Source organism: Bacillus sp. JAS24-2 (assembly GCF_008274905.1).
Lineage (GTDB): Bacteria > Bacillota > Bacilli > Bacillales > Bacillaceae_G > Bacillus_A > Bacillus_A cereus.
The window spans coordinates 2,869,585-2,883,217 of the sequence record NZ_CP031068.1 but is presented as its reverse complement, the minus strand read 5'-3'; the positions used below and the strand labels follow the sequence as shown (position 1 = coordinate 2,883,217).

Below are 13,633 nucleotides of genomic sequence, written 5' to 3'. Positions count from 1 at the left end.
GAGGAATACATTGTGACTACAATCGATTTAAACTGTGATTTAGGAGAAAGTTTTGGAGCTTATAAAATGGGGAATGATGATGAAATTCTTCCGTTCGTTTCCTCTATAAACGTTGCTTGCGGTTTTCATGCGGGTGATCCGTCTATTATGCGTCAAACTGTTGAAAAAGCTTTGGAGCATAACGTAGCAATAGGGGCGCATCCTGGATTTCCTGATTTAATTGGATTTGGTAGAAGAAACATGAATGTTTCAGCAAGTGAAGTATACGATTATGTTTTATATCAAACAGGCGCATTAGAAGCATTTGTAAAAGCGGCAGGCGGGAAGATGCAGCACGTAAAGCCGCACGGTGCCTTATATAATATGGCGGCGTCTAATCCGGAAATTGCAGATGCAATCGCAAAGGCAATTTATCATATAAATCCAAGTCTATTACTTTACGGATTAGCAAATAGCGAGGCGTTTATACAGGCTGCAGAAAAATACAATGTAACTCTCGTACAAGAGGCTTTTGCGGATCGTACATATAAGCAAGATGGTACATTAACGAGCCGTACAGAAGAAAATGCGCTTATAAAAGATGACGACGAAGCGATAAAGCAAGTACTTCAAATGGTGAAAGAAGGCCATGTAAATTCGATCAATGGAGAGAAAGTAGCAGTTCAGGCGCAAACGATTTGTTTACACGGTGATGGGGAAAAAGCAGTGCAATTTGCAGAAAGAATATACAGAATATTCGAACATAATGGTATTTCTATATGTGCACCGAAATAAAAAATGAGGGGAAGTGTTGGAATTGGTGAAATTAATCGGGATATTATTAGTGGCAGTGGGCTTTTTATTTAGATTAAATACACTTTTAGTAGTTATGGTTGCAGGTATTGTTACTGGTATGGTTTCAGGATTAAGTTTTTATGATGTGATCAGCATGTTCGGTAAATTTTTCATAGAAAATAGATATATGTCTATGCCAATTATATTAACTTTACCGGTAATCGGAATTTTAGAGCGTTACGGTTTAAAAGAAAGAGCCGAAGCACTTATAACGAAATCAAAAGGAGCAACAACTGGAAGAGTATTAATGTCATATTTTACGATAAGAGAATCATCAGCAGCACTAGGGCTTAATATTGGTGGGCATGCGCAAACAGTAAGGCCGCTCGTTGCACCGATGGCAGAAGGGGCTGCGCAAGGTAAATACGGTAAACTTCCTGAAAAATTAAGAGAAAAGATTAAAGCAAACGCAGCTGCTGCGGAAAATACAGCTTGGTTTTTCGGAGAAGATATTTTCATCGCAACTGGTGCTATTTTATTAATGAAAGGATTCTTCGATTCAGTAGGTATGCATGTCGGTGTATGGGATATGGCACTTTGGGGCATTCCGACAGCAATATCTGCACTTATTGTAAGCTGGATTAGATTTAGAAGGTTTGATAAATATATAGAGAAAACAATGAAGGCAGAAGGAAAAGAAGAGAAGGAGGCAATCTAATATGAACATCATCACAATGGATACAATCTATTATGTATTAGGGATAATTGTTGCTTTTATCGCTGTTCGTATCGCATTCGATCGTGAACATCCAAACAGATTCGGTTCTAGTTTATTTTGGGCATTGTTTGCAGTTACATTTTTATTTGGAAATGTAATTCCTTCGTTTTACGTGGGCTGTATCGTGCTCGCTATGGTCGTTTTAGCCTCGCTAAATAAAGTGACAAAATCAGAGGAAAAAGAAGTTCCAGTACAAGAACGTGTGAAACATGCTGAGAAATTAAAAAATAAAATTTTTATGCCTGCACTATTAATTCCTATTTTTACAATTATCGGTACGTTAACGTTAGGGAAAATTAGATGGGGAAATGTCTCTCTTGTTGATCCAGATAAAGTAACATTAGTTGCATTAGCGCTTGGTGCATTACTCGCATTCGTCGCGGCGATGCGTATTACAAAATCAAAAATAACAACGCCTGTACAAGAAGGAAGCAGACTATTACAAGCTGTTGGCTGGGCTGTAATTTTACCACAAATGTTAGCAGCACTTGGCGGTATATTCGCGAAGTCTGGCGTTGGACAAGTTGTTTCAGACTTAGTCGGACAAGTGTTACCGACAGAGTATCCGTTCGTTGCTGTTATGGCGTACTGTTTAGGAATGATGCTATTTACAGTCGTAATGGGAAATGCATTCGCAGCGTTTGCTGTTATTACTGGCGGAATTGGCTTACCTTTAATAGTTCAAATGCACGGCGGAAACCCAGCGATTATGGCAGCGCTTGGTATGTTTGCTGGATATTGCGGAACACTGCTTACGCCAATGGCAGCAAATTTTAATATTGTACCAGCAATGCTTTTAGAACTAAAGGATAAAAATGCAGTTATTAAAGCACAAGTACCAATTGCTCTTTCAATTTTTATCATAAATATGTTTATTATGTACGGCCTTGTATATCGTTTTTAATTAGGAGGATAAAACTATGAAAATAGTATTATTAACAGGGTTTGATCCGTTTGGCGGAGAAAATATCAATCCAGCTTGGGAAGTAGCAAAAGGTTTGCATGAAAAAACAATTGGAGAATACAAGATAATAAGCAAACAAATACCAACTGTATTTCATAAATCAATAAGCGTATTAAAAGAGTATATAGAAGAACTAGCGCCGGAAATTATTATATGTATCGGACAAGCTGGGGGCAGACCAGATATTACGATAGAACGTGTCGCAATTAATATTGATGATGCAAGAATTGCTGATAATGAAGGGAATCAGCCAGTAGATGTACCGGTTGTAGAAGAAGGAGCGATTGCGTATTGGTCTACACTTCCGATGAAAGCAATCGTAAAAAAACTTCGCGAAGAGGGCATACCGTCATCTGTTTCACAGACGGCAGGCACATTCGTTTGTAATCACTTATTCTATGGACTTATGCATGAACTAGAGAAACATGATAAGAAAATAAAAGGCGGATTCATTCATATTCCGTTTTTACCAGAACAAGCGAGTAACTATCCAGGGCAACCGAGTATGTCACTTTCTACTATTCGTAAGGGGATAGAATTGGCAATCGAAGTAACGATGACAGTTGAAGTAGATATTGTAGAGGTTGGCGGCGCAACGCATTAAGTAAAATGAATTGTACAACACCGCCTGTAAACAACTGGTATAATAAGAATAGGAAAATACATAGAGGTGATTTTTGTGCAACAATTTGAAGAGGTACGTTCAATTTTAGAAAAAGCGAAGAAAATTACAGTATTAACAGGCGCTGGTGCAAGTACGGAAAGTGGTATCCCAGATTTTCGTTCAGCAAATGGATTGTATGCTGATGCGAATGTGGAGATGTACTTATCAAGAGGGTACTATAACCGAAGTCCGAAAGAATTTTGGAAGCATTATAAAGAAATCTTTCAAATTAATACGTTCCATCAATATAAACCAAATCGTGGACATCGTTTTTTAGCTGAGCTAGAAGAACAAGGGAAAGATATTACGATTTTAACGCAAAATATTGACGGTTTACATCAATTAGGTGGCAGTAAGCATGTTATTGATTTACATGGAACACTTCAAACAGCACATTGTCCAAAATGTAAATCAGGCTATGATTTACAGTATATGATTGATCATGAAGTACCGCGCTGTCAGAAGTGTAATTTCATTTTAAATCCAGACGTTGTTTTATACGGAGATACACTGCCTCAATATCAAAATGCGATGAAACGTTTATATGAAACAGATGTACTTCTCGTTATGGGAACGTCATTAAAAGTACAACCTGTCGCTTCATTCCCGGAAATCGCAAAGAGAGAAGTAGGGGCAACAACTATTTTAGTAAATGAAGAGTTAACAGGACAGGAATATAACTTTGACTTTGTTTTTCAAAATAAGATTGGTGAGTTTGTTGAAGGGTTATCTTCAATGAAATAAGTTAACGAAAAAACTGAGGTATCTACCTCAGTTTTTTATTTGAGTAATCGCTGTTTTAAGCCATATGAAAACATTTTGATAATGTAGTAACAACATCTCTATAATTTATAAAAATAAATTTGCTCCATTTTTCTTTTAGAATAATATTCATTTTATTGTGCATTAAGGGAATGGTAATAAATAGGATATAAAAATAAAAAACTGAAAATTAAATCTTTTATTTCTTTTATAATTAATATAAAATTCTATATATATCATATAAATAAATTTGATACATAATGACTTTGCGTAGAAATGTTAATAGAATGAAGCGAGGGAGCGAAATGAGACAGAAAAAGGAGCAGAAAAAACTATCGAAAAAGAAAAAGACTCATATTCCATTTCGGTTAAATGTACTATTTTTTATTGTCTTTCTTTTATTTTCAGCTATTATAATTCAATTAGGTAAAGTACAAATCATTGATGGAGAAACGTATAGAAATGAAGTAAATAAAAAGGAAGATGTAACGGTAAGCACTCCCGTTCCTAGAGGGAAAATGTTTGATCGGCAAGGTCACGTTATTGTAAATAATAAACCATTGCGAACCGTTACATATACGAAAATGAGAGGAGTAGACTCGAAAGAAGTTTTACAAGTAGCAAGAGATTTAGCTAAGCTAATTGAAATGTCGCAAGAGGACATAGACAAGTTAACAGAAACAGATAAAAAGGATTTTTGGATGCAGTTAAATGAAAAGCGGGCAGCAGCGAAAGTAACGAAAGAAGATGAGAGTAAATTTAGAAAGCAGGAGATAGAAGGGAAAGAATTAGATAAAAAAGTTGAAGAGTTACGTAGGGAAAGAATTACACAAGAAGAATTAAGTGAACTTTCAAAAGAAGACCTAGAAGTACTAGCCATTAAAAGCAAAATGAATGCGGGATATAAAATGACGCCGCAAATCGTTAAAAAAGATGTAAGTCAAAATGAATATGCTGTCGTTAGTGAAAGGTTGGCAAGTTTACCGGGGGTAGATACGACAGTAGATTGGGAACGTGAATACCCAAATGATAAAATACTGCGCTCTATACTAGGTAGCGTTTCTAATGAAAATGAAGGGTTGCCAAGAGAACAATTAGATTATTATTTAGTTCGTGATTATAATCGAAACGACCGTATTGGTAAAAGTTACATTGAAAAACAATACGAAGATGCACTACATGGAACGAAAGAACAGTCTAAAAATATTATGGATAAAGCAGGGAAGATTGTTCGAACAGAAAAAGTGACTGAAGGAAAAAGTGGAAATAACTTGATGTTAACAGTCGATATGGATTTACAGAAAAGAGTAGAGGGAAGCCTTGAAAAGAATTTACGAGCCTTTCATGCTGCAGAGCCGATGATGGATCGTGCGTTCGTAGTAATGATGAATCCGAAAAACGGTCAAATTTTATCAATGGCAGGAAAGAAAATTGTAAATAAAGATGGCGGTATGCAAATAGAAGATTATGCATTAGGAACGATGACAAGTTCTTATGAGTTAGGGTCAACTGTAAAAGGTGCTACTTTATTAACTGGATATCAAACAGAAGCGATTAAGCCGTATACACATTTCTTTGATGCACCAATGTATTTTAAAGGAAGTTCTAAGCCGAAGAAATCGTGGAAAGAATTTGGGGATATTGATGATTTAAGAGCTTTGCAAGTGTCATCGAACGTTTATATGTTTAATACGGCTTTAAAAATGGCAGGCATTAATTATGTCCCAAACAATCCATTAGATATTAAACAAGAAACATTTAATAAAATGCGCTACTATTTTAGACAATTTGGCCTAGGTGTGTCGACTGGTATTGACCTGCCAAATGAATCAATTGGTCAAGTAGGTAGAACTGATAACATACCCGGATTTTTACTTGATTACGCGATTGGACAGTATGATACATATACGCCGCTTCAGCTTGCACAATATATTTCAACCATTGCAAATGGCGGTTACCGAATGAAGCCACAAATTGTACAAGAAGTTAGAGAGCAACCGAATAGACCAGAGGATGTAGGAAAAGTCGTTCGGTCGATTGAACCAGTTGTATTAAATAGAGTGGATATGGACACTTCGTACATTAATCATGTAAAAGAAGGATTTAGAAGAGTTTTTCAAGAAGCTGACGGAACAGGTACCGGAACGTTTAAAGGTCTACCATATAAACCAGCGGGAAAAACAGGAACAGCTGAGACAGTATATGGTGGAGAAAGTGATATTGGAAGAGATGAGAACAACAACCGGAAAAAATGTTATAATTTAACTCTTGCCGGTTATGCACCATATGATGCTGATCCGGAAGTAGCTTTTTCAGTTGTTGTACCATGGGTGAATGATGATAAATCAGGAATTAATTCTGCGATTGGTAAAGAGATTTTGGATGCGTATTTTGAATTAAAAACAAATAGATCAAATACAAATTCAATTCCAGTAGAACAACCGAACAAGGCACAGTAAAAATAGTATCACTGCATGGAAACATATTGTGCAGTGATATATTTTTTGAGTTAAAAAGCGCTTTATAAGGTGGGAATGGATATGAAAAAGGAGATTAAGAGAGGCTGGGGAAAGTACATACTATTTATATTGGTGATAGTCATAGGCTACCATTCTTTTACTTTATGTAAGGTGGAAGGGGAATCGATGCAGCCGACTTTATATGAAGAAGACTACGTATTTGTAAATAAAGCAGTAGTACGTCTTTCTAATTTACAACACGGAGAAATTGTCATTATAAAGGAAGCGGATGAATCGAAATATTATGTGAAACGTGTAATAGGGCTTCCTGGTGATGTAATTAACATAACGAACGGAAAGGTATATGTGAACGATAAAAAGCAAGAAGAACCATATACAAACAAAGATTTATTTAACAACACACAAGTGTTTTATAACTTTCAAAAGACAAAAATTCCGCCAAATAAGTTATTTGTAATGGGAGATAACCGCGAAGTAAGTAGAGATAGTCGAAATGGCTTAGGATATATTGAAGAAGATAACATAATTGGCAAGGTGGAATTTGTATATTATCCTTTTTCAAAAATGAAAATAATAGAATAAGTGGGAAAGGAGCAAAACCCCACTTATTAAAGTTTCACTTTATTTTCTTTAAAAAACCTTTTGGATTAAATGATATGAAAAATTTATGTTTAGACTCGTCGATACTTGAAAATAAGCCAAATAACTCATGTGGAAAATGAAAGGAAATGATCGTATGTACAAATACACAATTTGCTTTATTAGAAAAAGCGATAAAATACTGCTATTAAATAGAAATAAAAAGCCGAATATGGGGATGTGGAATGGTGTTGGAGGAAAAATAGAAGATAATGAAACGCCATACGAAGGAATAATTAGAGAAACATTTGAGGAAACGGGCATAGAACTTTCAAGTGTAACGTATAAAGGGACTGTTGGTTTTAAGGGTAAAGATGAGCCCCAGGCTAGTGAAGGAATGTATGTGTTCGTTGCTGATTTGCCAGATGGAATGCAAATGAATACACCATTACGTACGGCTGAAGGTCTATTAGAATGGAAAGAAATTGATTGGATATTAGATGGTGATAATAGAGGAGTAGTTAGCAATTTACCAAAATACTTACCGACAGTATTAACAGAAGAAAATAAGTTAGAACATATGTTTACGTATGATAACCGGAATATTATTCATTACACAACTGCATGTTTGACAGAAGATGATGCGAACAAGCGATATGAAAAACAACTCATTTCTCAATAGAAGAGGAAAGTGAAAAATCACGTTTTTGCTCTCATCATATATGCGAGGTGATTATATGTTTCAGAAATACAATTCATCGGTCATAATTGTAATATGCATGATATAACTTTTCTTATTATGAAAGAGTAGAGAACATATGTAAACGGAGCAAAAAGGAGGTGGCTTTGCCACCTCTTTTTGTTAGCTACAAATCGCCTTAATCATAAAACGATGTTGCTTCACATCAAAATAACCTTTTTGTAAGATGATTTCATGTATACGATATAATTCCTCACAATACCTTTCAACAGTAAAATCAGGAATTTGCCACGGAATCGCTTTTAAATAATAGACGATAGCGCCAATGTCATAAAAGCGTTGGAAAGGGAATTCCTCTTTTGCATCTAAGATAGTAAATCCATTTTGCTTTAACTCACTGCATGCGGTTTCGAGAGACCAACTTGCAAATTCGCTATTTAGTGGTGAGCCAAACTGCTCATTAAGTTCCGCGCAATCAAGACCGCCAACTTGTTGTGTAAGAAAAACGCCACTTGGAGAAAGAATTCTGTTTACCTCAGAAGCAGCATACGATTCATGTTGATTTATAATTAAATTAAATTGACCATCTTGAAATGGCAAAGCAGTATCATCGGTCACTTCTACAACGGCAACCCCTAAAGGCTCTAATTTCTTTCGAGCAATTGGCACATTTGGAGCGTAGCCCTCAGTAGCGAATATAGTTGACGGGAACGGTTGTAACATAGATAAAAACTCTCCGCCGCCAGTACCCATATCGAGCATTGATTCTGCACGTTGCATAAGCTGAAAAGCAGTACTGCCGTATGACCACGATAAAGGCTCGCTCTTCATTCGACCTGTTTCTGAAATGAAAGAAAAATCCCAGCCGCTAAAATGTGTATTTGCACTTTCTAATAAAGTTAAAAATAATGGATCACGTTTCATAATTATGTCCTCCTATTTTTTTAATGGATGATATGATGAGAAAAGAAAAAGGGAGGACCTCTTATTAAAGTGGAACGGTTTTATGTTTCGTGTTCGAATAGATTCATATAAAGTTACTCCTTGTGAGAATTGTTATTTATATATTCGGGTTAATTGAGTGAAAATCCTTTGAGGGTATAAAAGAAGGCAGTTGTTTAATGAAAAAATAAATTGAGTTATCTACTTTTATAGTGTAATTGTTCATTCATACGCATAAAAAAATTATTCTCTCCATAAAATAGTAAAATTATATTGGAGGTTGAATTATGAAAAAATTTAGTGTATTTTCAATAACCTTGATGACTTTTGGAATGTTATTATTTGGATTAAATAGGATAATAGATAGCTATTCTGAGCCTATTATCCTATTAGGGTATATTTCTTTTTTAATTGGATTGGTTCTGAGTATTATAGCGATTGCTAGACGTGAAGATGGAAGATTAAAATTCATATCACTTATCTCTTTCTTTGTTGTCCTGTTTTTCATTACTTGGTTTGAGTCGTTTCAGGTACTACGAATTATTACTTGGCTAAAAAATATCTATTAAAATTTAAATTGTTGGTAAAAATGGGAAACCTTAAATTTAGGTTTCTTTTTATTATATTCGATTATCAATATTAAAACTTATTAGAGCCATTAATAAAAGAAATAGATATATAAATCGAGTGTAAAAATATTTTAATTCTTTGAAAACATTCAGCGATTTAGTATTCTATATATATGGAATATTTTGTTTATGCGAAAAGAGGGCAAGGTGCTATATGAAAAGAATGAAAAATGTAATGTTACTATTGTTATGTTTCTTATGTTTAAGTGGGTGTAATTATAAAGATGACGATCAGGTGAAAAAATATGTGAAAAAAAAGCACGGAATTGATGTGATTGTAACACATTGGGGTGCTATAAACGAAGGGAATATGGGGCATACATATCATACTGTTCAAGCAAAAAATAACAAAAATATTCAATTTAGAGTAGAGGTAGATGGCTTCTTATATTCAAGAATAAAAGGTGATGAATATCAATACGGAAAAAAAACATATGAGGAATATAAGAAATTTAAACCAATGCTAGAAGAAATTAAAAAATTAGGTTACGTGGAACCTGAAAATAAAAATGTTTTTCAATATATAGTGGATGATGATATAGAGGAGAAACCAACGGATAAGTTATTATTAACTTTAAAAACGAGTGACAAGATTGATTACAGTCAATTTGAATCAAAAGAATTAGATCGTTTATATGCTCTAATCCAATTCATTCAGAAGAGTAATAGAAAGATAACAACACTTGAAATTGAGGATTATAATGGTGAATCTATAGGCTTGCCTTTTCAAAATGTGCAAAAAGCTATAACGAAAGAAGAACTGCTTTTAACAATGAAAAACACAGTAAGCGGTTATTGGACATATTTGGTTCAAACTGAAACAAAAGTAGGCGTAAGGTTAAATGAAATTCAAAATGATCGTTTTGAAATTGAGGATATTACTTGTCCACACCCGAAAGACGGCAATTGTCTAGAGTATGAATTGACATTAGTTTTCAATGACAGTGAGATAAAGTATAGAAATGATCCATATGTAATAGATGATTTGAGAAAGGTAGTCACTATTCTTAAAGAAGAACTATATAATAAGGAATTTAACATATATTTAAGGAACAAGGATGGAACAAGTTATTCACTCTGGCTATCATCCGAAAAAATTAAGGAAAGTAATAACATAGAAGAGTTAGTAAAATAATGATATAAAGAAGAAATTTAAAGTACTTTTTATGTTTGTTATTTCTGTATTCAAAAGGAAAACCGCTTATGCTTCATTTTTGAAGCATAAGCGGTTTTGTTTAAAATACTTAAAAAGAAAAATTTTTTGGTAAAGTACCACTTTTTATTACTGTTCTTAGTCCATGTTTTATAATCCAAGGATTAATAGGATGCTGTTTATCACGTAATTGCTGTAACCACTGAAAAACGAGTTCTTTATCTTCTTTCGTAATATCGTTAATATGATTGGCTACAGATTTTTGAACATATTTAGAAGGGTCATTCATTAATGGTTCAAGAAGCTGTAAATTGTACTTAAAATCATCTTTTAGAGCTCCTATTTTTTTAGCCCAAGGAAGCCTTGGTCTTGTACCTTCAGAAACTAATCTTCTAATGTGGCTGTTTTCGTCATAAATCCACTGTTGTAATATATTTAGTGTGTCTTCATGGTATGTTTCAAGAAAAGGCCGAATGGCATATTCAGCAGTATTTCTTTTCGTTATTTCATACATGGCGTTGAATGAGGTTTCAAAGTTGTTAAGTCCATATTTTTCAACGTATTTTGCAAGAGGCATGTACATATATCCGTTTGTAAATGTGCCTACTTCTGTTGTATTTTCTGGGCCTAATGTTTTTAGTAATATATGTATTGCTTCATTAAAATCTTTTTGTAATGCATTATGTAATTCATCTGCTATTACTTCAATACGCTGCTTTAACTCTAAATTTTCAACTTTACATGTTACGGAAGATACAAAGTTTCTTTTAGAGAAAGTAGGATCGTGTTTACAAATAGAATCAGCCATTTTTTCTGCTAATTCTTCGTTAAATAAAAATTTTAACGGAACATATTTACCCATTTTTTCACCTCGGTGGTCAAATGAAAACAATTTTTATTTTTTAATCGACAATCCATAAACTAACGTCTCACTCGGAGTCGTAATACTAAAACCTGTCGTCTTATAATCAAGTTTCACCGTATCACCAGTGTAGCCTTTCGTGAATGAATCCATTTGTACGATAAGATCTGCATCTTCATATACAACATCATCTGCGTTATATGTATCCCAAATTAAATTGACATCAACGAAAATACTACAAGAGTTTGTCATTGTCCCTCTAATGCGAATGATCTTTTTGTCCTCACGTTCTAATCTATGTATAGCTGCTTTTGCTTCATCAGTAATGCGAATGTTCATTGTATCCCAACCTTTAATTATATTTCTTCTATTATGGCAAAAACAGGAGCAATAGGGAAGCAAAGAGGTTTGCAACAAAAAACGAGCAAACAAATTTGTTTGCTCGTTTCACTTTATTTTAGTTCACATTTATCAAGTGGAATCACTTTTGTTTTTTTCGTAAATTTATATCCTAACCATAGTACTAAGAAGAGTGGTAAACCGATGTAAGAAACGAGTACGCCGTTCCAGTCGATTGACTCACCCATAAACGCCCCGTAGTTTTGTCCTAAAATTACGATGATACAAAGTGTAAATGCGAAGAGTGGACCGAATGGGAACCATTTTGCTCTATATGGTAAGTCTTTCAAATCTTTTCCTTGTGCAATATATGCTTTACGGAAACGGTAATGACTAATTGCAATGCCGACCCAAGCGATAAAGCCAGACATTCCTGATGCATTTAATAACCAAATGTATACAACACCGTCACCGAATAAAGAAGCAATGAAAGCGATACTACCGACAATCGATGTTACGATTAATGCGTTAACAGGTACCCCGCGGCTATCTAATTTACCAAGAAACTTTGGTGCTTTTCCTTGGCGAGCTAAATCCCAAAGCATACGAGTTGATGCATACATACCAGAGTTACCAGCAGATAGTACAGCAGTTAAAATAACAGCGTTCATAACAGAAGCAGCAAAGGCAACGCCCGCTTTTTCGAAAATAAGTGTAAATGGACTTACTGTTACATCACTTGCAGCAAGACTTTCAGTTGTATAAGGAATTAATAAACCGATAACGAGAATCGCAAGGATATAGAATAAAAGAATACGCCAAAAGATTGAACGAATTGCTTTTGGGATATTACGTTCTGGATCAGATGTTTCACCAGCAGCTACTCCTAATAATTCAGTTCCTTGGAAGGAGAAACCAGCTGCCATAAATACACCGATAATTGCCATGATACCGCCGTTAAATGGTGCATCTGCAACAGTGAAGTTTTTGAATCCAACAGTTTCGCCCCCCATAATTCCGAAAATCATCATAAAGCCGACAATTAAAAAGATAATAATTGTAACTACTTTAATAAGTGCGAACCAATATTCAGATTCACCAAACCCTTTAACAGATAAATAGTTTAAAAGGAAAATAATAGCTAAACATAATCCGCTCCAAATAAGAGAAGGGGTATCTGGGAACCAAAATTTCATAATTAATGTTACGGCTGCAAGTTCAGCAGCGATCGTAATCGCCCAGTTATACCAATAGTTCCATCCAAGTGCAAAACCAAGTGATGGATCAACAAATTTTGTTGCATACGTACTAAAAGATCCAGTAACAGGCATGTAAGCTGCAAGTTCAGCTAAGCTTGTCATTAAGAAATATACCATAATTCCAATTGCGGCGTATGCGATTAGTGCACCGCCAGGACCAGCTGAATGGATTACACCACCGCTGGCAAGAAATAGTCCGGTACCGATTGTACCACCGAGAGAAATCATCGTAAGGTGACGCGATTTTAATCCGCGTTTTAATTCACCTTGTCCTTGTGTAGTTTGCGTTTTAGAGGTAGATTGATTTGTTGCGCTATTCATGTTCAACACTCCTTTTCTTGTAGGTTAGGAAGGAGCGGGGGAGAAAAATACAAAAAACCGCCAAAGGAATTTGGCGGAACGTTTCACAAATAACCACCCCATCATACCCTTCCGTTAAGATAGCACCCCACGTTTACACGGTAATTTTGTAAACGTGACAGTTCTGTTCCTTTCGGAGACAGCCCCAGCTCATATTTCCAGAGAAGAAATATAAACTTCGGCAACTTTTCCTTTCAAACGGAGTCAGTGACATTCTCTGTGTCTCGTCCGTTTTACTATTAAAAGTCGCAACCTCTACCTCATCGGATTGATGAGGATTTATATATTGCTAAGATTTTTAATATATGGCAATTGTAATGACTTTCTGAATATATTGCAAGATATTTTGTTAGGAAAAGTCAAAAAATATCGGTTATTGTATAGGAAA

At 34.9% G+C, this 13,633-nt stretch carries 14 protein-coding genes, 1 pseudogene and 1 riboswitch; of the genes and pseudogenes, 10 read left to right on the top strand and 5 right to left on the bottom strand.

Going from position 1 to position 13,633, the window contains the following annotated elements:
* Nucleotides 1-12 precede the first annotated feature (12 nt).
* The 7 genes from pxpA (at nucleotide 13) to lepB (ending at nucleotide 7,004) form a co-directional block, all read left to right on the top strand.
* Nucleotides 13-774, top strand: a complete 762-nt coding sequence (pxpA, locus tag DN407_RS15005; protein ID WP_149216435.1) for a 5-oxoprolinase subunit PxpA — start codon at nucleotides 13-15, stop codon at nucleotides 772-774.
* Between the two features lie 22 nt (nucleotides 775-796).
* Complete coding sequence (locus DN407_RS15000) at nucleotides 797-1,492, top strand: DUF969 domain-containing protein (protein ID WP_000239809.1); 696 nt, start codon at nucleotides 797-799, stop codon at nucleotides 1,490-1,492.
* A 1-nt stretch (nucleotide 1,493) separates the two neighbouring features.
* Nucleotides 1,494-2,456, top strand: a complete 963-nt coding sequence (locus tag DN407_RS14995; RefSeq protein WP_097813996.1) for a DUF979 domain-containing protein — start codon at nucleotides 1,494-1,496, stop codon at nucleotides 2,454-2,456.
* Nucleotides 2,457-2,472: 16 nt separating this feature from the next.
* Nucleotides 2,473-3,120: a pyroglutamyl-peptidase I gene (gene pcp / locus DN407_RS14990; protein ID WP_149216434.1), complete on the top strand. Its 648-nt coding sequence runs from the start codon at nucleotides 2,473-2,475 to the stop codon at nucleotides 3,118-3,120.
* Nucleotides 3,121-3,195: 75 nt separating this feature from the next.
* Nucleotides 3,196-3,924 carry an NAD-dependent protein deacylase gene (locus DN407_RS14985; protein ID WP_065224602.1) on the top strand — a complete coding sequence of 243 codons (729 nt, stop codon included), beginning with the start codon at nucleotides 3,196-3,198 and terminating at the stop codon, nucleotides 3,922-3,924.
* Between the two features lie 323 nt (nucleotides 3,925-4,247).
* Nucleotides 4,248-6,401: a peptidoglycan D,D-transpeptidase FtsI family protein gene (locus DN407_RS14980; protein ID WP_001249181.1), complete on the top strand. Its 2,154-nt coding sequence runs from the start codon at nucleotides 4,248-4,250 to the stop codon at nucleotides 6,399-6,401.
* Between the two features lie 81 nt (nucleotides 6,402-6,482).
* The gene (gene lepB / locus DN407_RS14975; RefSeq protein WP_001986493.1) at nucleotides 6,483-7,004 is read left to right on the top strand and encodes a signal peptidase I; all 522 of its coding nucleotides are present in this window, start codon (nucleotides 6,483-6,485) and stop codon (nucleotides 7,002-7,004) included.
* Nucleotides 7,005-7,038: 34 nt separating this feature from the next.
* On the opposite strand, the pseudogene DN407_RS14970 reads toward lepB, so the two are convergent.
* A pseudogene (locus DN407_RS14970) lies at nucleotides 7,039-7,107 on the bottom strand (cephalosporin hydroxylase); the annotation flags it as partial.
* A gap of 51 nt (nucleotides 7,108-7,158) precedes the next feature.
* Here DN407_RS14970 and DN407_RS14965 point away from each other — a divergent pair.
* On the top strand, nucleotides 7,159-7,683 hold the full coding sequence (locus DN407_RS14965) for an NUDIX hydrolase (RefSeq protein WP_000280182.1): 525 nt from the start codon (nucleotides 7,159-7,161) through the stop codon (nucleotides 7,681-7,683).
* A gap of 180 nt (nucleotides 7,684-7,863) precedes the next feature.
* Here DN407_RS14965 and DN407_RS14960 read toward each other — a convergent pair whose 3' ends face one another.
* Nucleotides 7,864-8,625, bottom strand: a complete 762-nt coding sequence (locus DN407_RS14960; RefSeq protein WP_000817569.1) for a class I SAM-dependent methyltransferase — start codon at nucleotides 8,623-8,625, stop codon at nucleotides 7,864-7,866.
* Nucleotides 8,626-8,930: 305 nt separating this feature from the next.
* Between DN407_RS14960 and DN407_RS14955 the strand changes: the two genes are divergently transcribed.
* On the top strand, nucleotides 8,931-9,212 hold the full coding sequence (locus tag DN407_RS14955) for a hypothetical protein (protein ID WP_000714728.1): 282 nt from the start codon (nucleotides 8,931-8,933) through the stop codon (nucleotides 9,210-9,212).
* A gap of 214 nt (nucleotides 9,213-9,426) precedes the next feature.
* Entirely contained in the window at nucleotides 9,427-10,407 is a 981-nt protein-coding gene (locus tag DN407_RS14950) for a hypothetical protein (RefSeq protein WP_000827147.1), read from the top strand.
* 109 nt (nucleotides 10,408-10,516) lie between these two features.
* On the opposite strand, the gene DN407_RS14945 is transcribed toward DN407_RS14950, so the two are convergent.
* From DN407_RS14945 to DN407_RS14930, 3 genes are all read right to left on the bottom strand, one after another.
* The gene (locus DN407_RS14945; protein WP_149216433.1) at nucleotides 10,517-11,287 is read right to left on the bottom strand and encodes a DNA alkylation repair protein; all 771 of its coding nucleotides are present in this window, start codon (nucleotides 11,285-11,287) and stop codon (nucleotides 10,517-10,519) included.
* A gap of 33 nt (nucleotides 11,288-11,320) precedes the next feature.
* Nucleotides 11,321-11,626, bottom strand: a complete 306-nt coding sequence (locus DN407_RS14940; RefSeq protein ID WP_149216432.1) for an iron-sulfur cluster biosynthesis family protein — start codon at nucleotides 11,624-11,626, stop codon at nucleotides 11,321-11,323.
* A gap of 113 nt (nucleotides 11,627-11,739) precedes the next feature.
* The gene (locus DN407_RS14930; protein WP_001083384.1) at nucleotides 11,740-13,206 is read right to left on the bottom strand and encodes an amino acid permease; all 1,467 of its coding nucleotides are present in this window, start codon (nucleotides 13,204-13,206) and stop codon (nucleotides 11,740-11,742) included.
* 112 nt (nucleotides 13,207-13,318) lie between these two features.
* A riboswitch (Lysine riboswitch) is annotated at nucleotides 13,319-13,511 on the bottom strand.
* Nucleotides 13,512-13,633 lie beyond the last annotated feature (122 nt).